General features: G+C 52.8%; 23 protein-coding genes. 12 read left to right on the top strand and 11 right to left on the bottom strand.

Annotation, left to right across the window (positions count from 1 at the left end; all coding sequences use genetic code 11):
* Nucleotides 1–187 precede the first annotated feature (187 nt).
* The 4 genes from ACR64Q_RS00275 to hxlA form a co-directional block, all read right to left on the bottom strand.
* Nucleotides 188–868, bottom strand: coding sequence for a hypothetical protein (locus ACR64Q_RS00275; RefSeq protein WP_313733220.1), 681 nt, complete (start codon nt 866–868; stop codon nt 188–190).
* Nucleotides 869–939: 71 nt separating this feature from the next.
* Nucleotides 940–2,955, bottom strand: a complete 2,016-nt coding sequence (gene tkt, locus ACR64Q_RS00270) for a transketolase (RefSeq protein ID WP_026603043.1) — start codon at nt 2,953–2,955, stop codon at nt 940–942.
* Nucleotides 2,956–3,157: 202 nt separating this feature from the next.
* Nucleotides 3,158–3,691, bottom strand: coding sequence for a 6-phospho-3-hexuloisomerase (gene hxlB, locus ACR64Q_RS00265; protein ID WP_020483686.1), 534 nt, complete (start codon nt 3,689–3,691; stop codon nt 3,158–3,160).
* Between the two features lie 3 nt (nt 3,692–3,694).
* Nucleotides 3,695–4,342, bottom strand: coding sequence for a 3-hexulose-6-phosphate synthase (gene hxlA, locus ACR64Q_RS00260; protein ID WP_033159179.1), 648 nt, complete (start codon nt 4,340–4,342; stop codon nt 3,695–3,697).
* A gap of 433 nt (nt 4,343–4,775) precedes the next feature.
* Here hxlA and thpR point away from each other — a divergent pair, with 433 nt between their 5' ends.
* A complete protein-coding gene (thpR, locus tag ACR64Q_RS00255) occupies nt 4,776–5,282 on the top strand; it encodes an RNA 2',3'-cyclic phosphodiesterase (protein ID WP_026603040.1) in 507 nt (168 codons plus the stop codon).
* 23 nt (nt 5,283–5,305) lie between these two features.
* Nucleotides 5,306–5,653: a phenylpyruvate tautomerase MIF-related protein gene (locus ACR64Q_RS00250; RefSeq protein WP_026603039.1), complete on the top strand. Its 348-nt coding sequence runs from the start codon at nt 5,306–5,308 to the stop codon at nt 5,651–5,653.
* 95 nt (nt 5,654–5,748) lie between these two features.
* Here ACR64Q_RS00250 and ACR64Q_RS00245 read toward each other — a convergent pair whose 3' ends face one another.
* The 4 genes from ACR64Q_RS00245 to ACR64Q_RS00230 all read right to left on the bottom strand — a co-directional run bounded on the left by ACR64Q_RS00245 (nt 5,749) and on the right by ACR64Q_RS00230 (nt 8,617).
* Nucleotides 5,749–6,075, bottom strand: a complete 327-nt coding sequence (locus ACR64Q_RS00245; RefSeq protein ID WP_026603038.1) for a ComEA family DNA-binding protein — start codon at nt 6,073–6,075, stop codon at nt 5,749–5,751.
* Between the two features lie 133 nt (nt 6,076–6,208).
* A complete protein-coding gene (gene cmoB / locus ACR64Q_RS00240; protein ID WP_313733217.1) occupies nt 6,209–7,180 on the bottom strand; it encodes a tRNA 5-methoxyuridine(34)/uridine 5-oxyacetic acid(34) synthase CmoB in 972 nt (323 codons plus the stop codon).
* Nucleotides 7,177–7,908: a carboxy-S-adenosyl-L-methionine synthase CmoA gene (gene cmoA, locus ACR64Q_RS00235; protein WP_313733216.1), complete on the bottom strand. Its 732-nt coding sequence runs from the start codon at nt 7,906–7,908 to the stop codon at nt 7,177–7,179. Before cmoA ends, cmoB begins: the two co-directional genes overlap by 4 nt.
* 61 nt (nt 7,909–7,969) lie before the next feature.
* Nucleotides 7,970–8,617, bottom strand: a complete 648-nt coding sequence (locus tag ACR64Q_RS00230; protein ID WP_231499629.1) for an MlaC/ttg2D family ABC transporter substrate-binding protein — start codon at nt 8,615–8,617, stop codon at nt 7,970–7,972.
* Nucleotides 8,618–8,756: 139 nt separating this feature from the next.
* On the opposite strand from ACR64Q_RS00230, the gene hemB reads away from it, so the two are divergent.
* From hemB to ACR64Q_RS00190, 8 genes are all read left to right on the top strand, one after another.
* Nucleotides 8,757–9,773 (top strand): porphobilinogen synthase, encoded by a 1,017-nt coding sequence (hemB, locus tag ACR64Q_RS00225; protein WP_313733214.1) that lies wholly within the window; start codon nt 8,757–8,759, stop codon nt 9,771–9,773.
* 22 nt (nt 9,774–9,795) lie between these two features.
* Nucleotides 9,796–10,371: a hypothetical protein gene (locus ACR64Q_RS00220; RefSeq protein ID WP_313733213.1), complete on the top strand. Its 576-nt coding sequence runs from the start codon at nt 9,796–9,798 to the stop codon at nt 10,369–10,371.
* Nucleotides 10,358–11,206 carry a shikimate dehydrogenase gene (gene aroE, locus ACR64Q_RS00215; RefSeq protein WP_313733212.1) on the top strand — a complete coding sequence of 283 codons (849 nt, stop codon included), beginning with the start codon at nt 10,358–10,360 and terminating at the stop codon, nt 11,204–11,206. The genes ACR64Q_RS00220 and aroE overlap by 14 nt, the downstream gene beginning before the upstream one ends.
* 73 nt (nt 11,207–11,279) lie before the next feature.
* Entirely contained in the window at nt 11,280–12,560 is a 1,281-nt protein-coding gene (locus ACR64Q_RS00210; protein ID WP_026603032.1) for an HDOD domain-containing protein, read from the top strand.
* Nucleotides 12,561–12,564: 4 nt separating this feature from the next.
* Complete coding sequence (locus ACR64Q_RS00205; RefSeq protein WP_313733211.1) at nt 12,565–13,854, top strand: HDOD domain-containing protein; 1,290 nt, start codon at nt 12,565–12,567, stop codon at nt 13,852–13,854.
* Between the two features lies 1 nt (nt 13,855).
* Entirely contained in the window at nt 13,856–15,220 is a 1,365-nt protein-coding gene (locus ACR64Q_RS00200) for an HDOD domain-containing protein (RefSeq protein ID WP_313733210.1), read from the top strand.
* Nucleotides 15,221–15,254: 34 nt separating this feature from the next.
* On the top strand, nt 15,255–17,294 hold the full coding sequence (gene prlC / locus ACR64Q_RS00195; protein WP_313733209.1) for an oligopeptidase A: 2,040 nt from the start codon (nt 15,255–15,257) through the stop codon (nt 17,292–17,294).
* 60 nt (nt 17,295–17,354) lie between these two features.
* Nucleotides 17,355–17,642 (top strand): hypothetical protein, encoded by a 288-nt coding sequence (locus ACR64Q_RS00190; protein ID WP_313733208.1) that lies wholly within the window; start codon nt 17,355–17,357, stop codon nt 17,640–17,642.
* A 63-nt stretch (nt 17,643–17,705) separates the two neighbouring features.
* On the opposite strand, the gene tssJ is transcribed toward ACR64Q_RS00190, so the two are convergent.
* Nucleotides 17,706–18,212: a type VI secretion system lipoprotein TssJ gene (gene tssJ / locus ACR64Q_RS00185; RefSeq protein WP_313733207.1), complete on the bottom strand. Its 507-nt coding sequence runs from the start codon at nt 18,210–18,212 to the stop codon at nt 17,706–17,708.
* 198 nt (nt 18,213–18,410) lie between these two features.
* Between tssJ and ACR64Q_RS00180 the strand changes: the two genes are divergently transcribed.
* Both ACR64Q_RS00180 and ACR64Q_RS00175 read left to right on the top strand, forming a co-directional pair.
* The gene (locus tag ACR64Q_RS00180; protein ID WP_026603026.1) at nt 18,411–18,707 is read left to right on the top strand and encodes an antibiotic biosynthesis monooxygenase; all 297 of its coding nucleotides are present in this window, start codon (nt 18,411–18,413) and stop codon (nt 18,705–18,707) included.
* Between the two features lie 2 nt (nt 18,708–18,709).
* A complete protein-coding gene (locus ACR64Q_RS00175; RefSeq protein WP_313733206.1) occupies nt 18,710–19,906 on the top strand; it encodes an iron-containing alcohol dehydrogenase in 1,197 nt (398 codons plus the stop codon).
* A gap of 614 nt (nt 19,907–20,520) precedes the next feature.
* Here the strand turns inward: ACR64Q_RS00175 and ACR64Q_RS00170 are convergent.
* Nucleotides 20,521–21,159, bottom strand: coding sequence for a hypothetical protein (locus ACR64Q_RS00170; RefSeq protein ID WP_152428861.1), 639 nt, complete (start codon nt 21,157–21,159; stop codon nt 20,521–20,523).
* A complete protein-coding gene (locus ACR64Q_RS00165; protein WP_313733205.1) occupies nt 21,149–25,519 on the bottom strand; it encodes an RHS repeat-associated core domain-containing protein in 4,371 nt (1,456 codons plus the stop codon). Before ACR64Q_RS00165 ends, ACR64Q_RS00170 begins: the two co-directional genes overlap by 11 nt.
* Nucleotides 25,520–25,564: the final 45 nt, after the last annotated feature.

Raw genomic sequence — 25,564 nt, 5'->3', positions numbered from 1 at the left:
AAAAGAGTCCCTGGTGATGAAACTCTATTTTTAGATAATTTGATAAGACTGAATCGCCACTTGGCATATATTCAAAGCCGAAACAAACGCTTTAAAACATACGAAGTGGCGATCATTTAAATCTGCCGGATAAGAGTTAACGCTTAACCCTTAAGTTCCCGCGATCAGCATCATAAATCAGATGCTATTAAGCTTTATCACGTAAATACTTTTCCACGCCAGTCGCTTTCGCAGCGGCAGCTTCCCGATCTCTTACGATTTGCTTTGCCATGTATTTAGCAACGCCTGTAGCAGGATTGGAATCTTGTTTTTCCAAGTATTTGGCAACACCGGTTTTATTCGCACCCATCTTTTCCAAATACTTTTCCACGCCGGTTGCACCAGATGCAACTTGGTAATCATTAGCTGAAGAACCTTTGGCACTTTTAGGCGATTTTTTGTTGTAAATAAAAAATCCTGCTACCGCCAGCAAAACCAAGCCAATGTAGGAAAAATCTGAGGACGCAGCTTTTTCCGTTTGTATAACATCTACCGCTGCTTCCGCAGAAGTTGTGGAGGCAGATGAGCTTGACGATTTAGATGCACTTGGTGCTGCTGCGCTGTGCTTATACTCAGCATCGCTGTATAACACTTTAGGTTGAAAATTCGTTGCAGGGAAAGCTGGATCCGCTTCAACTTCTTTTGCAGCAGGTTTCGCCGCTGGTGCTGGAGTAGCAACTGGCGCCGATTTGCTGTCGTTATATTCAGGATTGGTATAGAGCACCTTTGGCTGATAATCAGCCGCCGGATAATCCGATCCCGCCATAGCTAAGGAACTGGTCAGCATTAGAGCTGCCATCACGCCTTTCGTTAATTCATTTCTTTTCACGTCTATCACCTATGCTGTTAGAAACGTGAGGCTTCGGTCATTTAACCCAAGCCTCACCTAAGTTTACAAAATTAAAGAACGGCTTCCACATTAGCGACGACATTGTCCACGGTAAAGCCGAACTCTTTGAAGAGTTGACCTGCCGGGGCCGATTCGCCGAAACGGTCCAATCCTACGACTCTACCCGCGCTGCCGGCGTATTTCCACCAGCTGTCGGTTACTCCCGCTTCTACTACCACGCGCTTGGTCACACTCGGTGGCAATACGCTGTCTTTGTACGCTTGGTCTTGCGCTTCAAAGACATTGGTCGATGGCAAGGACACCACGCGGATGTTTTTGCCTCTGGCTTCCAGCGCTTCAGCGGCTTTAACCGCCAATTCCACTTCAGAGCCGGTGGCAATGATGATGGCATCCGGGGTACCGGCACTGTCTTTCAGGATGTAGCCACCTTTACTGATGCCGTCAATCTGGGCTTGGCTGCGCGCCATGTGCGCCAGGTTTTGCCGGGAAAAGATCAGGGTGCTTGGTCCATCTTGACGCTCAATCGCGGCTTTCCAGCACACAGCCGACTCGACGGCGTCGCAAGGGCGCCAGACCTGCATGTTCGGAATCATGCGCAGGGTGGCGGTTTGTTCGACGGGTTGGTGAGTCGGACCGTCTTCGCCCAGACCAATGGAGTCGTGGGTGTACACAAAGATGGTCGGGATTTTCATCAACGCGGCCATGCGCAGGGCGTTACGGGCGTATTCACTGAACATCAGGAAGGTAGCGCCGTAGGGTTTGAAGCCACCGTGCAGGGTGATGCCGTTCATGATGGCGGACATACCGAATTCACGCACACCGTAGTAGACGTAGTTGCCATCGAAGCCCGGTTGGTTGACGTCTTTGCAGCCGGACCACAGGGTCAGGTTGGAGCCGGCCAAGTCGGCAGAGCCGCCCAGCAGTTCGGGCAACAAGGGGCCAAAGCCGTTCAGGGTGTTTTGCGACGCTTTACGGCTGGCGATGGTTTCGCCTTTTTCGTTGACAGCGGCGATGAAGGCGTTGGATTTATCCGCCCAATCGGCCGGCAGTTCATTTTTGATGACCCGACGTTCGAATTCGGCTGCCAATTCCGGATGTGCGGCTTTGTAGGCAGCAAATTTGGCGTTCCAGGCGCTTTCCAGTTGGGCACCTTTGGCATTAGCATCCCAACCGGCTTTGATGTCGGCAGGAATGTCGAACGGCGCATGCGGCCAACCCAGGTTTTCACGGGTCAGGGCGATTTCCGCTTCACCTAAGGCCGCACCGTGGCATTCTTCTTTGCCTTGTTTGTTCGGCGAACCGAAACCGATGGTGGTTTGGCAGCAGATAATGCTCGGTTTGTCGGTGACTTTTTTCGCGGCTTCAATGGCAGCTTTGACGGCGTCGGCATCGTGGCCATCCACTTTAGGAATGACGTGCCAGCCGTAGGCTTCGAAACGTTTGGGCGTGTCGTCCAGGAACCAGCCGGCGACGTTGCCATGACCGCGGACTTCGCCGTCGATGGAGATGTTGTTGTCGTCGTAGAAGGCGATCAGTTTGCCCAGCTTCATGGAGCCGGCCAGGGAGCAGGCTTCGTGGGAGATACCCTCCATCAAGCAACCGTCACCCAGGAATACGTAGGTGTGGTGGTCGACGATGTCGTGGCCCGGACGGTTGAATTGGCCGGCCAGTGTACGTTCCGCTAAAGCGAAACCGACGGCATTGGTGATGCCTTGGCCCAAAGGACCGGTAGTGGTTTCGACGCCGTCGGTGTAACCGTATTCAGGATGACCTGGGGTTTGCGAGTGCAGTTGACGGAACTGTTTCAGTTCTTCGATCGGCAAATTGTAGCCGGCCAAGTGCAACAAGGAATAAATCAGCATAGAGCCGTGGCCGTTGGACAGGATGAAGCGGTCGCGGTTGGGCCATTTAGGGTTGCTGGGGTTGTGTTGCAGAAAATCGTTCCACAATACTTCTGCGATGTCGGCCATCCCCATCGGTGCACCGGGGTGCCCGGAGTTGGCTTTCTGTACGGCGTCCATGCTAAGTGCGCGGATGGCGTTCGCTAAGTCTCGGCGCGAAGGCATGTTGGTCTCCTTTTTATTTTGTTATTTTAGTTGCGACATTTGATTACTCAAACATCACTCTGGCTGAGGCTGGTAAATACAAGGAAGACCAAAACCACACTCTCGTTCATTCAGACTGCTGGAATCGGTATCGCCTTGACACCCGAATGTAATGTAAAAAACCCGTGACCGAATTGCTCCGGCCACAGGTTCACACGCTAAGTTATTCCAAATTGGCGTGTCTTGATCTCATTTCTTCTTCTGCAATACCTTTATCGTGGATTACATGCGAAATTGTCGCTTCCAGGAAAAACAAGGTAGATAATTCAAACACAGTACCCATAGGCATGCCTTTGACTTTACCGTATTGTTCGGATCTGCCGATTTGCAAAGTGACATCAGCCATGTCGCCAATCGTTGAATCGTCCTTAGCCGAAATCAACACAATCTTTGCGCCGACTTCTTTGGCTTTTTTGGTAAAGGCAATCAACTGCTCGGTTTCACCGGAGCCGGAAATAATGATCAACAAATCGCCAGCTTTGATGCTTGGCGTAACAATTTCACCGACAACGCTAACGTCATAGCCGCCATGCATCAAACGCATAGCAAAGAAATTGCCGACTAGCTTTGAACGGCCAGCGCCCGATATAAAAATGCGCTTAGCCTGATCCAGCATGTCCACCAAGGTTTTGTCATGCGAGTCGGGTGTCGCTTCCAGAATCCCTGAGATTTTGTCAATAATTAACTGCTGATGCATGACTTATACCGCCGCTGCGTCAACCAATTCACGGATTTCACGAGCTGCTTCAGCAGGTGAAGGAGCACCGTAAATAGCTGCACCAACAACGATGATGTTAGCGCCAGCTTCAACGACTTGTTGTACAGTCGCTTGTTTGATACCGCCGGCAACAGAGATACGCACATTCAAGCCCAAACGAGCGATGTCGTTCAGATCAGTAAACGGTGTGTGACCGGCTGCTTGCGCGTCCAGACCTGTGTGAATACCAACGATTTGCGCGCCCAATTTAACGGACTCTCTAGCGCAGTCTGCTTTGTCGGCAACGTTGATCAAGTCGATTTGAGTTTCAGCGCCATGTTTTTTCGCAGCCTTGATAACGCCTGCGATAGTGGCCAAACCGGATACGCCCAATACGGTGCAGATATCCGCGCCAGCAGCATAGAAAGCGCCGGCTTCGTATTCGCCAGCGTCCATGGTTTTCAAGTCAACCAACAACAATTTGTCCGGGTAACGTTGTCTCAGTTCTTTAACCAAGTTGATACCGTTGTATTTAATGCAAGGAGTGCCGATTTCAAAAATGTCGACATAGGGTGCTACTTGATCTGCCAATGCAACTGTTTGGTTGAAATCCAGTGAATCCAACGCCATTTGAATTAATGGTCTTGCCATGTGATGTGCTCCGAAAGTTTTAATTTTTAGTAATAGCCGATTCTTGCAAATTGCCACAACCCGCTAGGCTTGTCACGTACGTGTGATGCATTTGTAACTGTAAGGTAGAAATGGGATATATGTCAATGCTTAGCAACTACGCGCAGTCTATAGGTTATGCGGACAAATTGTTACTAGACAATTCCGCGACGGAACCTAAAGCTGAACAAACCCACAGGCAAGCCGAGCAAAATTCAATTTCCATTTTAGGATTCACCGCTTACGAGCTGATAAATCTTGATTTTTTTTTGGCGAATTGCCTATCCTCGCAGCAATTGAACAGCATCCTTTAGCCTGATCGCCAGCTCTCGGCACCCAAATCGCAGTATTTTGCCTACCATCGAAAATATGAAAAAGTCATACCTCCATCTAACAACAACCGGAGAAGGACAGCTTGAAACGTCTCTTTTTTGCCTTATGGCCGGAACAAAACGCCAGACAACAATGCGCGGCGTTAATCAACAAACTAAACCGGACCGGAAAACCTGTTAAAGAAGCAAATTTACATGTCACCGTGTTGTTTTTAGGGAGAATTTCTCCAGAACAACAGGCCGTAATCACCGGGGAAGCGGGAAAACTGCCATCGCCGCCGATAACGTTGAGTTTTGACCGCCTGAGTTTCTGGAAAAAACCTGCCGTACTATGCCTGACTGCCTGTCAATTCGATCAAAGCGTGTCGATATTGAACGAAAACTTGGCCCGCATAGCCGAACAACAAGGCATACCCATCGAAAACAGACCGTTCAAGCCGCATGTCACTTTAGTTAAAAAGGCTAATTCGGCAATCGATCTCGATTTCGCCCCCATTCTTTGGCGGTCAAACGGCTTCTGCTTGGTAGAATCCTGCTCAGGTTCGGATGGTGTTGAATACCGGATCATTCAACGCTGGCCGACAATCTAGCCCCAAAAAACAGGAGACTAATCATGCCTTTTTTAAAATTGAACACCAATTCAACGCTCGACACGGAACTGAAATCAAAATTGCTAGGCGAACTATCGCAACTAGTGTCCAAAGAGACAGGCAAGCCGGAGCGCTACGTCATGATTAGTATTGAGGAACACAACGCCATGCTGTTTGCCGGCAACACATCGCCCTTGGCATATCTGGAATGCAAGAGCATTGGCCTGAGCAGCAGCCAAGCCAAAAGCTTGTCCGCATCAATATGCCAATTGCTCAATACCCGGCTTTCAATCCCTCAAGATCGGATTTATATCGAGTTCAGTAACTGTCCGGCTGATTTTTGGGGCTGGAACGGCTCGACATTTGGCTAAACTACCCGGACGTCGAATAAATACGAGCGCGCATTTCAGACAAAACAGACTCAATGAGTTGGCGAGCCAATACCAAGCACGCCAACTCAGTCGCCTTATTTTGATTTTTTGGCTTCTTGGAGTTTTTCCGGCTTCTCTGGCTTATCGGCTTTCACGGCAGTAGCGGGGGCTGGATCGCCAATCAAGATATTCTTTTCATTCTGCTGGATGGTTTTCTCACCAATTCCCGGCACATTTTCCAGATCTTTCAATGATTTAAAATCACCATGCTCTTTCCTGTATTGGACCACGGCCTCGGCCTTCTTCGGACCTATGCCGGTCAGCGTCTTGGCAATAGTGTCAGCATCGGCTTGGTTGATATTGATAGGATCGGCCAAAACGACAAAAGAACACAGCATTAAAAGCATAAATAACTTTTTCATGGATTTTCTCCGACTGTAAGATAAATAAAGAACGCCCGGACTAATCAGCGCATGAAAAATCAGCTGATCTTGTGAGCTAGGCAATCTTAGCCCTTTCTTTCAATTTTACAATTCAAAAACAAAAATCCACTGATTAATCGACGCTAGCCACAATCACAGCCCGAACCGGCGCCGGCAAGCCTTCGCAAGTCACATCCGGAGAATGCGGATCGAGAAAATCTGCCAAGGAATGAAACCGCATCCATTCGGTACTGCGCTGCTCCTCAAGAGAGGTTTTGGAAACATCCGCTAGGCGAATATTTTTAAACCCGCAACGACGCATCCATAACATCAAAGCTGCGCAGCTAGGTAAAAACCACACATTGCGCATTTGCGCATAACGCCCCTCCGGCACCAACACTTGTTCCGAATTGCCTTCAACCACCAGAGTCTCCAAAATCAATTCGCCGCCCGAACGCAAACAGCCCTTTAATTCCAGCAAATGATCGATAGGCGAGCGACGGTGATACAACACCCCCATCGAAAACACCGTATCGAACAACCCCATGTTGGGCGGCACATCTTCTATCCCCAGCGGCAACAGATAAATCGGCGCTTCGCCGTGCAGCTTACGGATAGCCTGAAACTGCATCACGCTGAGCAAAGTAGGGTCAATGCCAACCACCAGTCTCGCTCCCGCACCGAGCGTGCGCCAACAATGATAACCATTGCCACACCCGACATCCAAAACCAGTCGATTCCGTAGTGGTGCAATCTGTTCTTTCACCCTATCCCATTTCCAATCCGAGCGCCATTCGGTATCGATGTCGATGCCAAATATCCGATAAGGCCCTTTCCGCCAAGGATGCAACTGCATCAATTGTTCGCGCAAACCGGCCCGCACCTCTTCGGAAATATCCTCTGCCTGACCTATTCTGACACTCTCCAACAAATCGACACTGGACGGCATCAAGTCCGGCAAATTCTCTACCGCCTGTTGCCAGCGCCTTAGATCGCCATGCGACGAATCCGCAAAAGCCGCCGCCAATTGCTCAGGCAAACGGTTTACCCAGACTTCGTCGCCGGCCGCCGCCAATGCTTGATAAAGACCTTGGTATAGCGTCATTTCAATGCAATCATCGAAGCGAAGTTGAAATACTGAAACCAAACTTCCGCGCTGGCAAAACCCGCCGCTTTCAAGCGCTGTTGATGCGCAGCAAAGGTTTCCGGCATCAACACATTCTCCAAAGCGCTGCGCTTTTGGCTAATTTCCAGCTCGCTATAGCCTTGGGCTTTTTTAAATAAATGATGCATATCAATCTGCAAAGCCTGCTGTCGAGCATCGTCGAACGCCAGCTTTTCGGACAAAATCAAAATCCCGCCCGGCAACAAACCGCGATAGACCGTGGTCAAAAAAGCCTGCCGATCAGCCAACGGGATAAACTGCAAGGTAAAATTCAGCACAACCACCGAGGCATTGCTAATCGGCATGTCGCGAATATCCGCACATATGATTTCTATCTCGGCTCCTTCGGAGGCAACCGACAGATTTTTCCGACATTGCTCGACCATTGCGGCGGAATAATCCACAGCAACGATTCGGCAATTCTTAGTAGTGATTTGCTGGTGCATAGCTAAGGTTGCAGCACCCAACGAACACCCCAAGTCGTAGCAAACACTATCTTCCTTGGCAAAGCGCGCCGCCAATAAACCGATCGCCGAGATGATAGTGCTGTAACCGGGAACCGAGCGCTGAATCATGTCCGGAAAGACTTTGACGACAGCGTCGTCGAAGGTAAATGCTCTGATTTCGCCCAGCGGACTGGCGTAAAGAGAATCTTTAACGGATTGCATACTGATGATCATTCCCGGCTGCCCTGAACGGCACAACCGGGAACACTAAGAGGGGAAAAGCTTATGAATTATTCTTGCTGTTTAACGCTTCGGTATTGCGCTTGGCCAATTGGTTGATAACCTCTTGCAACGAACCGGTGCGCTCCACTTCGTTTTTGAAGCTGGTGCGATAGTTGGTCACCAAACTTACGCCTTCGATCATGATGTCGTAAGCTTTCCATTGGCCTTTGACGTTCAGCATCCGATAGTTAACAGCGATAGGCTGCAAACCGGGTTGCAGCACTTCGGTTTTAATCAGGACTTTTCTTTCATCTTCTTCCGGGGTGATCGGCAAAAATCGCACGGACCAATCTTTAAATTCAAAGAAAGCTCGGGAATAGGTCCTGATCAATAACACCTGAAACTCTTTTTTAAAGCTTTCTTTTTCGGCCGGCGAAGCGTCCTTCCACATTTTCCCCAACACCAGCGAAGAAATCAGATCGAAATCCACATTTGGATAAATCACTTCCTGGACGAAGGCATTGATTTTTTGGAAATCATGCGGAAAGGCAGGATCCTGCAAGCGTTGCTTCAACTTGTTGGACGCCTCCTCAATAGTGCGTTGCGGCTCGCTCAGATCAGCCGCGGCAGCAGGCAAAGACAAAAACATGCCGGCAAACAAGCTAAAAACCACTACAAATATAAAATGCATATGACGTTTGATATTCATAAAAACCATCTCAAAAAAGTATCGCCGGCTAATTTCAACCGCCTTCATTCGATACACTGCTAAAATAAAGGCCGAAGCACTAAACCGGCTCCAGATTCTAGCCAGCCCACGGGGCCGGCAAGTACCCCACTATATTACTATGGAAGAGATGTCATACCCTAACGACTTTTTCCCGGCCACCCGGATGCGCCGGATGCGTTATCAGGCATTTTCCCGACGGTTGATGCGGGAAAATCGCTTAAGCAGCGACGACTTAATCTGCCCGCTATTTGTTATCGAGGGCAATAATAAACAAGAACCTGTCGCTTCAATGCCGGGCGTCAATAGATTATCCATCGACCTGGTGCTACGCGAAGCCGAAACCTTATTAAATCTGGGCATACCCGCCATTGCCCTATTCCCGGTGACCGATCCAGACAAAAAATCCTTAAGCGCGGAAGAAGCTTATAACCCTGACGGCCTGGCACAACGTTGCGTTCGGGCTTTGAAAGATACTCTGCCGGAATTGGGCGTAATCACCGATGTGGCGCTAGACCCTTTTACCTCACACGGCCAGGATGGATTGCTGAACGGCCAAGGCTACGTCGTCAACGACGAAACTGTCGAAGCTCTCTGCAAACAGGCCTTGTCGCATGCCGAAGCCGGCGCCGACATCGTCGCCCCTTCCGACATGATGGACGGCCGCATCGGTGCAATCAGAACCGCCCTGGAGTCGCATGGTCATAGCAACACCCGAATTCTGGCCTATTCGGCAAAATACGCCTCCAGCTTCTACGGCCCGTTCCGCGATGCGGTTGGCTCAGCGGGTAATCTCGGCGGCGGCAATAAATACAGCTATCAAATGGATCCGGCCAATTCCGATGAAGCGTTACGGGAAATTGCGCTCGATTTACGCGAAGGCGCCGATATGATCATGGTCAAACCCGGCATGCCCTATTTGGACATCATCCGCCGCGCCAAGGATCAATTCGGCGTACCGACCTTTGCCTATCAGGTCAGCGGCGAATATGCGATGCTGAAAGCGGCATCGCAAAACGGCTGGCTAAATGAACAACAAGTGGTGATGGAATCCCTGCTGGCATTCAAGCGGGCCGGCTGCGACGCCATACTGACTTACTACGCGAAATCCGCTGCCCAGTGGCTAAAACAACAATAACAACTACACAAATGGACTCGGCATGAACGAAGACTTAGATTTCGATGACAACAACTCGACCGACGAACCGCCTGAACAGCGCCGACGTTACTTCGGCCTGGAACAGGCGGTATTTATCCTGCTGGTTGTTTTGTCGCTGCTTGGCATCGCTATCACCGAATTCAACCCACACGATGGCTATGGCTACTGGCTATTCATGGTGATCGTGTTTGGCATGCTATCTATTTTCGTGTCCTGGCTACAAACCAGAACCAACGACAACGACTTTGGCGACATCGTTAAAGCACAGGGCCTACATTGGTTGCACACTCTGGTAGTCGTGATTGCAGCCGCATTACTTAACAAATCCGAAGAGTTGTCCGACAGAAGCGCCAGCTTGGTGATTTTGTTGATCCTGGCCCTGGCGACGATGCTGGATGGCATACGCATCGGCTGGCAATACAGCTTACTCGGCTTTTTCCTCGCGACCTGCGCGCTGATCGTCGCCTATTTTGAGAATTTTATGCCTATCAGTATAGGACTGGGTGTGCTGGTGACAGCCTGCACCTTCCTCTGGGAATATTGGCGCAGCAAATACAGTACCGATGATGAAAATTGATAATTACGCGGTATTCGGCCAGCCGATCAGCCACAGTAAATCACCGCGCATCCATAAATTATTTGCCGAGCAAACCGGCCAACTCATGGACTACGTCGCCCAGGAGGTCCCTGCGGAAACTTTTGCAGCGGCTACCACCCATTTTTTCACCGAAGGCGGCAAAGGCCTGAATTGCACCGTCCCGCTCAAGGAACTGGCTTGGCAATATGCCGACCAACTGACAGAGCGCGCTCGTCAAGCAAAAGCCGTCAACACCTTAGTCCGCCAAGCGGATGACAGCATTTTGGGCGACAACACCGACGGCATCGGCTTGCTTAACGACTTAACAATAAACCATGCCATCACGCTGAAGGACGCCAAGATTTTGATTCTAGGGGCAGGAGGCGCCACACGCGGCATCGTCCCTCCCCTACTGGAACAACGGCCATCGACATTGGTCATCGTCAATCGCAATGCGGGCAAAGCCCAAGCTATTGCCGAGGATTTCGCGGAACTAGGCGAGGTGCAAGCTTGCGATTACGCTAATCTTATAGATCGCCAATTCGATTTGATCATCAACGCCACGTCGGCCAGCCTCAGCGGCGATTTGCCGCCCTTGCCCGCCGCGCTGTTGAAAGCGGGCGGTAGTTGCTACGATCTGGCTTATGCCAACCAAGCCACCGCATTTGTGACATGGGGCTTGGCGAATAACGCCGCGCACAGCCTGGACGGCTTGGGCATGTTGGTAGAGCAGGCCGCCGAAGCGTTCTTTATTTGGCGAGGCGTGCGTCCGCACACATCGCCCGTAATTGGCCTGTTAAACGCCGAAAGAGAATTGCACAACACGAACGGATGAAATTATTGACCGGGGCGATGTCCATGGTAACAATCTCCCCAAACCGCCCGCAATTAACGTTTACTGGAATACTATGAGTGGAATTAGAGCTTTTTTTGAAAAATCCCAAGCTAAAGGCAAACCGCAGAGCGGTGGGCAACGCATTACGCCGGAAACTCTAAAACAGTTATTCCCCATCAGGAATTTAAGCGACGAGATATTACAAACTTTCGCCACTGAAAATCACGTCGAAACCCTGCCAGCCGGCAGCACCTTGTTCAGCGTCAATCAGCAGGCGACTTGCGCAATGTATTTGTTGCGCGGCACAGTGATCCTGGCCGACCACAACGGCAAAAGCTATGAAATATCGGCAGGCAGCGCACAAGCCAAATTCCCGATATGCAGCGGTATCAAGCACACCGCCACCGCGACCGCCAAAACCGAGATAGACCTGTTGCGGGTATCCCTGAAAATCATGCTGACGCCGAGTCGCCAAGACCACGGCAAACTATCTATCCCGGAAGAGTTGCATCACAATCGGCTATTGAGCTTATTCGTCGAACACTTCGAAAATAACGACCACGAGATAGAAATCCCCTCATTACCCGAAGTGGCGATCAATTTACGCAAAGCCATCCAAAAAGATGTCAACATCGACGAAGCCGTCAAAATCATCCAACTGGACCCTGCCATCTCCGCGAAATTGATCGAAGTCGCCAATTGCCCGTTATATCTGACCAACGTACCAGCGAAAAACTGCAAAGACGCTGTCGTGCGTATCGGCTTGAATGCCACGCGCAACCTGGTAACGGCGCTGAGTATGAAGCAGATTTTCAAAAGCAAATCGCCGCTGATTAAAAATCATTTGGAAGATCTGTGGAAGCAAAGCCTTTATCTGTCCGGCCTGTGCCATGTGCTAGCCAGCCACAGCATGCAGCAAAATCCTGAGAATGCCTTACTGGCCGGATTGGTCTGCGACATCGGCGTGATTCCCTTTCTGAGTTTTACCGCCAACTTACCCCCCGAATACCATAACGACGCCGAAATCATGGAAGCCATGCCCATCATCAAAGGCCCGGTCGGCGCAGTGGTGTTGAAAGAATGGGATTTTGCCGAAGAATTCATCGACGTGGCCAAGTCGTCCAGCGACTGGTTTCAAAACAGCGGCGATACCTTGACGGTGACCGATATAGTGGTCCTGTCCAGACTCCATGCCCTGATCGGCAAAAAAGCCACCGCCGATCTGCCGGCGATTACCGCCATCCCCGCCGCGGCCAAATTGAAAAACTTCTCTTTGTCTCCGGAAAATACGCTGGCAATCTTGCACGATGCCAAAACTAAAATTCACGAAGCATTGAGCATCTTTTCGTCCTAGCCGCATGATCTGGAAATTTTTAAAAAAATCACCGGACAAAACGCCGACAGAGAGCACGCCCCCCGCAGCAACCGTCAACCAATTGCCCTTGAGCTACCTGCAAAAGCTCATCCCGCTGGGAGACTTGCCGGCGGCGGACTTGTTGGCAATACCGGTGACCATGCGGAACTTCAACCCCGGCGACATCATATTTAACCGCGGCGCCGAGGCCGAACAATTAAGCTATCTGTACACCGGCAACGTCTATCTGGAAGCGAATAATGGCGCCGGTTATACGGTCGAAGCCGATACTTTTAAAGCCTGTTATCCGCTGGCAACATCCGGCGAACACGCCTTCAGCGCGATTGCCAAATCACCGACCCAAATCATCTACATGCCGCTGTCCAACTTGCAGCACAGCAGCAAACCCGTCAACAATCCGCTGATCAACCCGGAGAGCATTCCGCCCAAGCTGCGAGACAGCTTTTTTTTCGACAGCTTTTGCGATGCGTTCAGAGCCGACAATCTGCATGTGCCCAGCCTACCGGATGTTGCCTTGCGTTTGCGCAGCGCCTTGCAAAAAGACATCAGCATCGCCGATGCGGTCAAAATTTTAAACCTGGACCCGGTTATATCCTCCAAATTGATTCAGGTGGCCAATAGCCCGATCTACCGCGGCAGCAACCCGATCACCAGTAGCCATGATGCAGTGAACAGGCTGGGGTTTAAAACCACGCAAAACCTGGTGACCAGCATCAGCCTGCACCAGTTGTTCAGAAGCCGCAACCGGCAATTGAACAACATTATTCAGACACTTTGGAAACAAAGCATCCAGATTGCCAGCCTCAGCCACACCTTGGCCGGACTAACCCGAAAAGTGAACGCCGACGAAGCCTTACTGGCCGGGTTAATTCACAATATTGGTGCTTTACCTATCGTCACCTTTGCCGAAAGCCTTGATATTTCAAAGTATACCGAAGAAGAATTACAGGCCAGCATCGCCTGTCTGCAAGGTTTGTTAGGCACCTATATTTTGAAAAAATGGCATTTCCCCGATAGTTTTCAGCAAATTCCCGTCAATACCACAAATTGGTACTTCGACGACGGCCAGGGTTTGCAGTTGTATGACGTCGTTTTGTTAGCCAAATTTCACAGCCAACTCGGCGGCGCCAATACCCAAAAACTGCCGCCACTCAACACCTTGCCGGCCTTTCAAAAACTGGACGATAGCGCACTGACGCCAGACATGTCGCTGAAAGCGCTACAGGACGCAAAACAACAAATTGCCGAGGCCATAAACTTTTTCAGGACATAAGATGAACTGGTTTTCCAAGCTACTGGAAAAAAATACCGCCGCCAAAAGGCCCACCCCGAGAGCAGTGACACCTGGCGCTGAACGCCCGTATAGTCAGCCAACCGACAGCGCGGCATCCAAACCCAACACCACCCATCAGCAAACTCTTACAGTCGCACAACTGAAAAAATTCGCTCCCTTGCGTGATCTGGATGACGCCGCCTTAAGCTCATTGCCGCATCTCAGTTTGGCCTACGCCAAGGGGGCGATTATTTTTACCCTGGGGCAACCGACCAGCAGCGTCCTGTATTTGTTGGCCGGACAACTGTCTATGCAACCGGATAGTGCTAGCCGCTATCAAATCGACGCCGATTCCACGTTAGCCAATCTGCCGCTGAACAGCGGTAGCCGTTGCGGCGCTACCGCCACGGCGCTCAGCGATGTGCGCATTTTGGAAATCCCTATCCAACTCAACCGTTTGTGGACGGATAAAAGTCAGGAAAGCGCCAATTGCGTGGAACTGGTCGATATTCAACTGCCGGGACCGATTAACGGCAGCCGCTTCTTCAACAGCTTCGCCCAAGCCTATCGGGAAAACAAACTCCGCCTGCCCTCCTTACCTGACGTAGCACTGAAACTGAAAGATGCGGTGCAAAAGGACATCGGTATCCGTGGGGCCGCTGACATTATTCAACTGGACCCGCCTATCGTGGCAAAATTAATCCAGGTGGCGAACAGCCCCTTGTATGCCACAGAAATACCGATCAACAATTGCCATGACGCGGTAGCCCGCATCGGCCTGAATGCGACGCGGAATCTGGTGATGGGCATCAGTATGAAACAATTATTCAGCTGCACCGACCCGGAACTCATGAAAGGCATGCAGACATTATGGAAAAACAGCCTATATGTCTCAAGTTTAAGCTTCGTGTTGGCACAGGAGTGCAGCAACATCAACCCGGAGGACGCCCTGCTGGGCGGTTTGATTGCCGACATCGGCGCGATTCCCTTACTGCATTTTGCCGAACAATTTCCCGACGGCGGCCCCAGCTTTCAGGAACTAAAAACCGCGCTGCCCTATTTACGCGGCCCGGTCGGAGTGCTGATGCTACATACCCTCGGATTTCCCGAACAACTGGGCAACATTCCGCATCAAGCAGAAAACTGGCTGTACGACAGCGGCCCGGAACTAACGATGACCGACATCGTCATCCTCGCCAAATTGCACAGCTATTTCGGTTCCGGCAATGCCCGGGATCTGCCTTATATCAACTCGATTCCGTCTTACAGCAAACTAAATCACGGTAAACTGAACCCTGACTTTTCCTTGATGGTGTTGAAAAAAGCCCAAAACCGGGTCAACGCCGCCATGCATTTATTATCCTAATCATCCCGAGTTTCATATCAGACTGGCTACCGACATGACCAATCCTTTGCTTGAAAACACCGAACTGCCGCAATTTTCTAAAATTCTGCCCGAACACGTGGAACCAGCGATCAATCAGCTGCTTAGCGACGCTCGACAAACCATCGCCCGGCAGTTGGCAGCCGGCGGACCTTACACCTGGCAAAACCTGATCGAACCGATTGAAGCCGCCGAGGATCGCCTCAACAAAGCCTGGTCGCCGGTCAGCCATATGAATTCGGTAGTCAACAGCGAAGCGATGCGCGATGCTTACAATGCCTGCCTCGGCAAACTCAGCGAATATGCCACCGAAACCGGCCAAAACCGCGCCTTGTACGAGGCCTACCAAGCCATCCACGACAGCGCGGACTTTGCCAAACTCGACCAAGCTCAGCAAAAAATTGTCAATAATGCCTTGCGCGATTTTCATTTATCCGGCGTGGACTTACCGCCCGAGCAACAAGCGCGTTACAAAGACATCAACCAACAGCTATCAAAACTAGCCAGCCAGTACGAAGAAAATTTGCTGGATGCCACCAACGCCTGGCATAAACAGATCACCCATATCGAAGACTTGGCCGGACTGCCGGAATCGGCCCTGGCGCAAGCCAAACAAGCGGCCGAAGCAGAAGGCAAGGAGGGCTGGCTGATCAACCTGCAATTTCCATCCTATCTGGCGGTAATGACCTACGCTGATAATCGGGAACTGCGACGCGAACACTACGAAGCCTTTTGCACCCGCGCCTCCGATCAAGGCCCCCATGCCGGACAGTGGGATAACTCGGACATCATGGAGCAAATCCTGGCCTTGCGCCATGAAAAAGCCCAACTGCTGGGATTTAACAACTACGCCGAATATTCATTGGCTACCAAAATGGCCAAATCCACCGATGACGTCGTGAAGTTTCTGGAAGACCTGGCCGATAAATCCTGGCGTCAGGCCCGCCGCGATTTGACCGAACTGAAAGAGTTTGCCGCCGCCGAACACGGCCTCAGCGACTTGCAAGCCTGGGACATCGGTTATTACTCGGAAAAGATGCGTCAGCACTTCTATCAGTTATCACAGGAAGAAGTAAAAGCTTACTTCCCCGACAATAAGGTCGTACCCGGTCTGTTTGCCATCGTTGAAAAACTCTACGGCTTGCAAATCAGCGAGATCAAAGACTTCGACACCTGGCACCCGGACCCCCGCTTTTATCAGATTTTGGACAAGAACGGCCAATTGCGCGGTCGCTTCTTCCTGGACTTGTACGCCCGCGCCAAAAAACGCGGCGGCGCCTGGATGGACGATTGCGTATGCCGTAAAAAAATCGGCGACGCATTACAAACACCCGTCGCTTATTTGACCTGCAACTTTACGCCGCCAACAGGTAGCGATCCGGCTTTGCTGACGCACGACGAAGTGGAAACCCTGTTTCACGAGTTCGGCCACGGACTACATCACATGTTGACCCAGATCGATCACCTAGGCGTATCCGGCATCAACGGGGTCGAATGGGATGCGGTGGAACTGCCCAGTCAATTCATGGAAAACTGGTGCTGGGAAAAAGAAGCGCTGGGTTTGATCTCCGGCCATTATCAAACCGGCGAACCGCTGCCGGATGCGTTGTACGACAAAATGCTGGCGGCGAAGAACTTCCAAGCGGGGATGATGATGGTAAGGCAACTGGAATTCAGTTTGTTTGATTTCAGGATGCACCTGGATTACAGTCCAGCCAAGGGCGGCCAGATTTACAGCGTCCTGAAACAGGTTCGGGATCAGGTGGCCGTGGTTAAGGTGCCGGAATTCAACCGTTTCGCCCATAGCTTTTCGCATATTTTCGCTGGTGGTTACGCCGCCGGTTATTACAGTTACAAATGGGCGGAAGTGTTGTCGGCGGACGCATTTTCCTTGTTCGAAGAGAAAGGCATTTTCGACCGCGATACAGGCGAGTCTTTCCTGCACAACATCCTGGAGCAAGGCGGCAGCAGCGATGCGATGACCTTATTCAAAAACTTCCGCGGCCGCGAACCCAATATCGACGCTCTGCTCAGACATAACGGTATCGCCGCGTAAATGTTTCCTTGATTGCCTTGATGCACGCCATCAAGGCAATCGAGTTTTTCAGGAGCGAAAATGAAAAACTGCCCACAATGCGGCCAGCCCAGGTTGGGCGAGGCATTTAAATGTCCGAGTTGCGACGTGTTTTATTCCCAGCTCGACGAATTGCTGTATGAAGACCAGCAAAAACAGGAAAGTCTAACCCTAAAAGGCGCGTTCAAACGCATCCGCGCCGCCGAAAACCGTTCGCAAGCCCTGCGAGACGAGTTGAAGACCCTGTGGCGCAACACGCCCCTGAAAACCAAGATCGTGATTTGGACGGTAATCGCCTTCGTATTTGTGCTGGTCGTGCCGATTTTTTAAACGCTTTTAGCGATCAGGGACTAAGGGTGTAGAAACCGATAGTCCCGCAAATTTTCTCTCCGGCTAATCTTCTTTAGGTGCCGCAGGCGGTGGCTCGGTTGGCGTATTGGTGACGGTTAAGGTATTCCCATCTAGCGTCAGTTCAACCGCGTTGTTCTGATGAGCCTTCAACTCGGTCAACGTGCGCCAGCCGGCGTTATCCAGTTTACGAAAAGCCGCGAAAAAACCCAGTATCCGCGTATCGGCGGCTGGCTCGATCCGCAAGGTTTTAATCTCGCCGGGTTTTAACACCAACTCTTGCTTACGGACCAAATCCGCGCCCAAAGTGGCCTGCTCTTTATCGAATATGGCAAAAAAATCGGCTCCGCTAAAACCGCTCTGCTCCCTTAACTCATAGACCCTTAACACCACCGGCGACGCTTTGCCGTCGCCGTCAGGGTTAATTGAAGCGGTACCTTTTAGCGTCAACTCGACCACTGTCGGCGGTGGCGGGGCCGGCTGCTCGGGCACGTCGGCACATGAGGCAAGAATGGAAGCAAACAAAATCGGCAGCATTCTGGGTAACAACATACGATCTTCCCTTAAAAACATAAATGAATACATTCTGCCATAGACGGCCTGAGTTGGCGTAAGGATTCGAGCAAACGCACGCACAAACAACCGAATTCAGAAATATTGCAAGATCGGGGCTTGGGCAGCCTGGCGTTGCCATCGCCGCCGGTTTTCGCCTATCCTTAGCGGCTGGTATCACTTCTTCATTCGTTAGCCATGCACGTTACCCTCGTTCACGTCCACGTCAAACCCGATCACATCGACGATTTCATTACCGCCACCCGCCTGAACCACTTGGCTTCGGTACAGGAATCCGGCAACCGCCGCTTCGACGTCCTGCAAGTCCCAGACAACCCCAGCCAGTTTATCCTGTACGAAGTCTACGCAACCGCCGAAGACGCGGCGGCGCACAAACAAACCGAACATTATCTGGCCTGGCGCGACACGGTCGCTGACTGGATGGCCCAGCCGCGCCAAGGCGTTCCTTATAAAGCCTTGTTTCCGGAGGCTTGAGCATGCAGGCTTTCAAACCATTTTATATTGCCCGCTTGCCCAGGATTTTGTTCGGCCGCGGCCGTTTAAACGAAGCGCCGGCGCTGATCGCCGGATACGGCCGCAAAGCATTGCTGATCACTGGCAAACAGTCGTTTTTCGGCACGCCGCGCTGGCAAAGCTTTATTGACGCGCTGGCCGGGCAAGGCGTCGAATGGCGGCATTGCGCGGTGTCTGGCGAACCGTCGCCGCAATTGATCGACGACACGGTGGACCAATTCCGTAACGAGCATATCGAAGTCGTGGTCGCTATTGGCGGCGGCAGTGTATTGGATGCCGCCAAGGCCATCGCCGGCTTACTACCCAGCGGCGACTCGGTGATGGATTATTTGGAAGGCGTAGGCCGCAACAAACCGTATCGCGGCCCCAGCACACCGTTCATCGCGGTGCCGACCACCGCCGGCACCGGCAGCGAAGCCACCAAAAATTCGGTGCTCAGTGTGCAAGGCCCGCAAGGCTTCAAAAAATCGTTCCGCGACGAATGCCTAGTTCCAGAATACGCCATCCTCGACCCGGACTTGTTGGCCAGCTGTTCGCCGGCACTACTCGCCGCCGACGGCATGGACGCATTGACGCAATTGCTGGAATCCTACGTCTCGGCCAAGGCCAATCCGTTCACCGACGCGTTGGCCTGGAGTGGCATGCAGGCCGTCAAAAACGGCTTTTTCGCAGCCTGGCACGGAGCCGAACCGGAAGCCGGCGAAGGCCGCGCCGCGATGGCTTACGCCGCGCTGTTGTCCGGCATCACGTTGGCACAAGTGGGCTTGGGTTCCGTGCACGGCTTGGCATCCCCCCTGGGCGCCTTCTTCCCGATCCCGCACGGCGTGGTATGCGGCACGCTAGTCGCTGTCGCAACCGACGTCAACATCCGCGCAATGCAAGCCCGCGAACCGGCCAATCCGGCCCTCGCCAAATACGCCGCAGTCGGCCGGTTACTAAGCGGCCAAAACGAACTAGACGACCAATTGGCCCGCGACGCATTGATCGCGCTGCTGGCCGACTGGAGTAATAGGCTGAAACTGGACCGTCTTAGCGTCTACGGTATTACCGAGGCCAACTTCCCGCACGTCATCGCCAATGCGCGCGGCAGCAGCATGCAGACCAATCCGATTGTGTTGGCGGATGAGGAGATTGGTGAAATTTTACGAAAAAGACTTTAATTCTGGCTAGCCTTGATGAATGCCGAGATGTGTCAAGCCGAGATGGTCCAGATGGTAGTGGTAGGTGGCCCCGCCGGCTTGGGTGTTGTCCTGTTCGTGCAGCGCCAAGGGCCGGAAGCTGCCGGGTTCGAATAGGTAGGTGCGGCTGCGCCTGCTATCGGTTTCTGCGAGCAGGCGCGGGCCGTCGTATCGAAACAGGGTTTCGCCTTGCGCGGTGTGTTTGGCGATGCGCCGGCCCAGGGCATCGTAGCTGTATTGGGTGATGCCGTTTGGCGTTTCGGCGCGGACTAGGCGGTTGTCGCTGTCGTATTGGTAGCGGGTGACAATGTGGCCGGCCTTGCCGCGTTTTTCTTATATTCGGTTGCCGTCCGAACGAGAACCAAGCTTTCTGATTCAGGGCTTAACTGCGAATCAGTGCACTTCCTTGCGCACGATTACGCTGACGCTAACCGTACCTGCGGGCTGAATGCCTGGCGAGGTGGGGCAGATGGAGGCTTACATAGCTACAATCTGAAGCACAAGGTGAGCCGAATATCCCCTTAGCCTGACAGACACCTATAAAAATCCAGTAACTACCAGATTAAGTTTTAACCACTACAAATTATAGGTCTGAATTAATTCAGCAATGTTCTTACAAGTTCCGGATTACCAAGCACCAAAAACCCGACCTCGCAATCATCAAATTCACCAATTTTCTTAAAAATCAATGCACCCTTATTTTGTAAGGAAACAAGCATTTTAGAATCCTCGTTAAGGTCACCGCTCCATCCCATTTCTAGCACATCTCGAATTCCACAATGACCAGGGAAGGCAACAATATAAGCGCAACGCTCATCCGCAATAGCCTTAATAACATCCTCGATTGCATGTTCATAGAATTGAGTTGCTCCAAAAAATTTCACTTTCCCATTGCTTTCCATGAGAATCTCAAGTGAATTTTCTGAATCAGGTATAACCATTCCCCTAGCTTTCAGTGCTCCCCAAAGCTTTCGATAACGAACAACACGCGTATCGGGCTGCCAAGCGGAATTACCGATCAATAGCCAAACACCGTATTCCGGAATATTTTTCGAAAATAAACCAAAAATAAAGCGCAAAATCATACAAAGCGAGTCACGGGAAGGAACATTCTTAACAGTCCAACTGGCCCCTGCAACAACATGGTCGCTCGGCCATACACCTTCCTTGAAATTAAAAACTTCGTTTTTTTCTGATAGATCATCAGTAACCCCAACCATGATTTCAGTAGTCATAATGGTTACCTGCTTCGTCATTGAAGTGCGCCCCCCGATTTTGAGAGTTGCCAACTCCGAAATCATGACCACCTGCGTCATCACGAATCCTAACGGTTTTAGTACCTCCACCCGATGTGGGAACCTCATATTCGTATATCCGACCTGGTTGGGTGTTACCCCGCCGATCCACATTCGGCAGTACCCGGCTCGGTTGTTGACTCGTAGGAACACCCGATTGACGCTTAGCCTCATTGAAAGCGCCGCTCCGTCCTGAACCACGGGGGCTCATGTTGGGAGGCCTTGTCTCGTTCTGAAGCCCGCAATCCTTTCCGGTCAATCCTAAAGGATCAATCCAGTTCACTGGATTCTGAACATATTGGTAAAGATTACTTCCACCGGCCAACCCAATCGGATCCTGATGAATAAACCGTCCCGCATTAGGATCGTAATACCGGTTCAGGTTGTAATGCAAACCGGTTTCGGCGTCGTAGTACTGGCCTTGAAAGCGTAGCGGATTGTCGATTTCCTCAATATCTGCCAGGGCTAGGTTGCCGTAGGCGCGGTAGCGGGCAGACCAGACGATGTGGCCTTGACCGTCGGTCAACTCCCTAGGGGTGCCGAGATGATCCAGGTGGTAGTGGTAGGTGGTGCCGCTGGCTTGGGTGTTGTCCTGTTCGTGCAGCAACAAGGGCCGGAAGCTGCCGGGTTCGAATAGGTAGGTGCGGCTGCGCTGGCTATCGGTTTCTGCGAGCAGGCGCGGGCCGTCGTATTGAAAACGGGTTTCGCCTTGCGCGGTGTGCTTGGCGATACGTCGGCCTAACGCGTCGTAGCCGTAGTGGCTGACGCCGTTTGGGGTTTCGGCGCGGACCAGACGGTTGTCGCTGTCGTATTGGTAGCGGGTGACGATTTGGCCGGCCTTGCCGCGTTTTTCTTCGATCAGGTTGCCGGCGGCATCGTAGACGTAGTGGCGGTCGCCCATCATCAGCAAGCGGTCGCCTTCGATTCGGCCACCTTCCACGCTGGCACCCAACAGGTTGCCGGCCGGGTCGTGGACGAAGCTTTCCGGGCTGAGGCCTTCGCTACGGATCAGGCGGGCGGCGGGGTCGTAGTGGTATTGGCTGCGGCCCTGGCGCAGATCGTCCAGTTCGCGCAACTTGCCGGCCGCATCGTAGCTGTACTGGCGACCAATGAGCACCGCTTGGCCTTTGAGCGCGGCGCGTTGCCGCAACAATCGCCCCAGCGGATCGTAGTCGTAGTCGGTGTTGAGTTGGCCTTGGCTACGGCCGATTTCCCGGCCCAGTTCGTCGTAGCGGTGGCTGGTGAGGGTTTGACCGTCGAATTCGATGCCGTCCAGGTAGCGCTCGCCGAAACGGTAGTCGATGCGATGCCGGTCCGGGGTTTCGGTGTGGATGCGCCGACCCAGCAGGTCGTATTTGTGGCGGACGATGGCACCGTTCTGGTTTTCCTGGTTGATCTGGCCCAGGGCGTTGTAACCCAACAGCACCAGGCTGTCGGCATTTTTGGCTAGTTGCAAGCGGCCCAGCGGATCGTAGCCGTATTGGCTCAGGCTGCCGTCGGCGGCATGCTTTTTCAGCAAGCGGCCGAGACGGTCGCGTTCGAAGCGGGTGACGCTCCAATCGCCGTCGGCGCCGGGTTGCAGGTAGGCTTCCAGCGCACCGGCGGCGTTGTAGCGGTAACGCTGGATACGGCCGTCGAAGCCGATTTCTTCGATGAGGTTTTCGTCGCGGTCGTAGTTGAGGCTGTAGGTTTCGCCTTTCGGGTTGATCAGGCCGATCAGATTGCGTTCGCTATCGTAACGATAACGCATTTCATGACCCAGCGGATCGATGCGGGCGGTGGGTTGGGACAGGCCGTCGTCGTAGCGATATTCAGTGGTGTTGCCCAGGCCGTCGATGTAATGGGTCAACAAGCCGGCAGCGTTGTAGCGCAATTGCACAGTGCTGCCGTCCGCGTGTTGCACGGCCGTGACCCGACCTGCGGCATCGTAGCCGTAACGCGTGGTGCGTTTGTCCTGATCGACGATGGCGACAATTCGATCGTCATCGTCGTATTGGTAGCGAGTCTTGATGCCGTCGAAGCCGATCTCGCCGACCAGGCGCAACTGTTCGTCCCACAACAGCGAACGCGTCCGGCCCAGCGCATCGATGATACGCACCGGTACGCCTTGAGCATTGTATTGGTATTGGGTGACCGCGCCGTTGGCAGCGACGGTTTCTTCCAAACGACCGCCGGCATCGTAGCGGCGCAGCCAACGCTGATCCAAGGCATCGATTAACTCGACCGGGTTGCCTTGTTTGTCGTACTTGACGCGCTGACTAAAACCCAGCGCATCGGAGACACCGATCAAGCGGCCTTCCTTATCGTAGCTAAAGCGGGTGATGCCGCCGTCCGGCGCCACGGTTTGCGCCAGTTGGTTGTCGGCATTGTAACTGTGGCGGGTTTCCCGGCCTTCCGGGCTACGCTCGGAAAGCAACAGGCCTTGCGGATCGTGCCGATAAATCGCGACGCCGCCGCGCGAATCGATGGCATGACTGACGCCGTCCGGCAACCATTCGAAGCGATAATCGTAAACGCCGTTATCGCCCCAGTTGTGCAGACATTTGCCTTGCGGCGTATCTTGATCCCATTCGAAGTAAAAGTTAAAGCCGCTGGGCAGGGTGCGACGGGCGATGACATGGTTGCGATAGGCGTAGCTTTCGCCTTGCTCGAGCCGGTCGCGAGCACCGATTAAATCGCCTGCGTCGCTATACAGATAGCTCACCAGTGGCTCGCCGGCCGCTTCGAATCCGTTCCCGATACGCTTGCCTGGACGAATCGCGATTATGCGCCGGTTCTGGCGTTCCAGCAGTAAATGCTTGTTCCAGCTGGCGGAGATGCGCTCGACGTCACCGTTAGCGTCGCGATGAAAATACAGGCTTTGGCCCTGGCTGTTGTGCCACGCCCGCAGCGGACAACGACCAACTCTGCCAGTAAAGGTTTTCGCCAAACCGCTTTGATCGATAAGCCGAAATTGGCCATTTTCCCGGTACAAGCGAACCTGTTCCGGCAGATTAATGCTATAGGCTCCGGGCTTGGGCAAGGGCAAATCGATACGCTGACCATCGGCGTTGTAGAACGTCACGCGCTCGCCGATTTCTAGCCATTCGTCCAACGGCGTCAGCCAGCCGTAGCCCAATTGATGATCGACATCGGATTGGCTGCTACGGTAATAACGCCGCCAAGCCAAGGGCAATGGGCCATCCCAAGTAAAGTCGATTTTCTCCAGCATTTCCTCGCCGGTGAGCATGCTGATCGGCTCGCCGGCGGTTTTGCAATCCTTACCCGGACATGCGGTTTGTTTAGAGGTGGAGGCCCCGCCGGCGGCTTCCCCCTCCGCCGCCGCACCCGCGCGTGCCGGCGCTTTACCGGATGCCGATTTGCCGGTTGCTTGCGATGGCGTTACTGCTTCCGAGGCGGCTCCCGATTCGCGGGCCAAGCCTTTTTTTCCGCGTAAAGAACGCACTTTTGCCAATAGTGCGACGAAGGCCGCAACACCGATCACCGCGATGGCGTCCGCCAGATGCGTGGCAGCTTCGTCTAGATCTTGTTCATTGCCGGCAGTGGCCGTGATCGCCAAAAATTCGCCCAAATCGCGGGCGACACCGAATACCGCGAGCCCGAACATCAGGATGCCGCCGACCAGCATCAGAATATCGACGATTTCGCCAACCCCAAACACGTGGGCGCCAGCCCAAATAACCAATGTTGCGGCCATGATCGCCAAGCTTTCCGGACTGAGCAGCGCTTCAAACTCGCGGCGCATACTGCCGGGCAGTTTCGGCGCGGTTAAACGCAAGGCTTCGGAGAATTTGCGCTCCAGCGTCCAGCTCCCCACCGTTTCCACCGGTATCGGCATATGCATGTTAGGCGCAGGAGCCGGTTGGACCACGCTACTACTAGCACTTGCCGGTGGAGGCATCGGCGCAGCGACTTTAGCTTTATCACCCTTCAGCAGATAAAACCAGGTGTCTTTACCGACGATACCGTCAGCGTTAATGCCGACGCTTTGTTGATACTGGCGCACGGCATTCGCGGTAGCCTGAGCAAACCGCCCATCAAGGGCCAGGTTTGGCGACGGACTAAGACAGGCGTTAAGTAAGCTTTGCAACTGCCGAACCTCGGCACCTTGTGAGCCCGGCTTTAATGTCGGTAAACCGCTACGAGTCGGTACTATACGCGGCGCGGCCTTGGCCGGTTGGCCGGGTAATACGCCTATGGGTGCCGGCCGTGGCGAAGCATCGCGAATCGTCGTGCCGGCATCAATGTTGCGCGGCCTGATTTCGGAACCCGTTGGCCTGGGGTCTTTCCATCCGGCCATCTATGCCATCCTCGGAGGCAATACGATAGAGAAGACTGACGAAGT

Source organism: Methylomonas sp. 2F7 (assembly GCF_057126975.1).
This window is presented reverse-complemented; position numbering and strand designations above follow the sequence as displayed.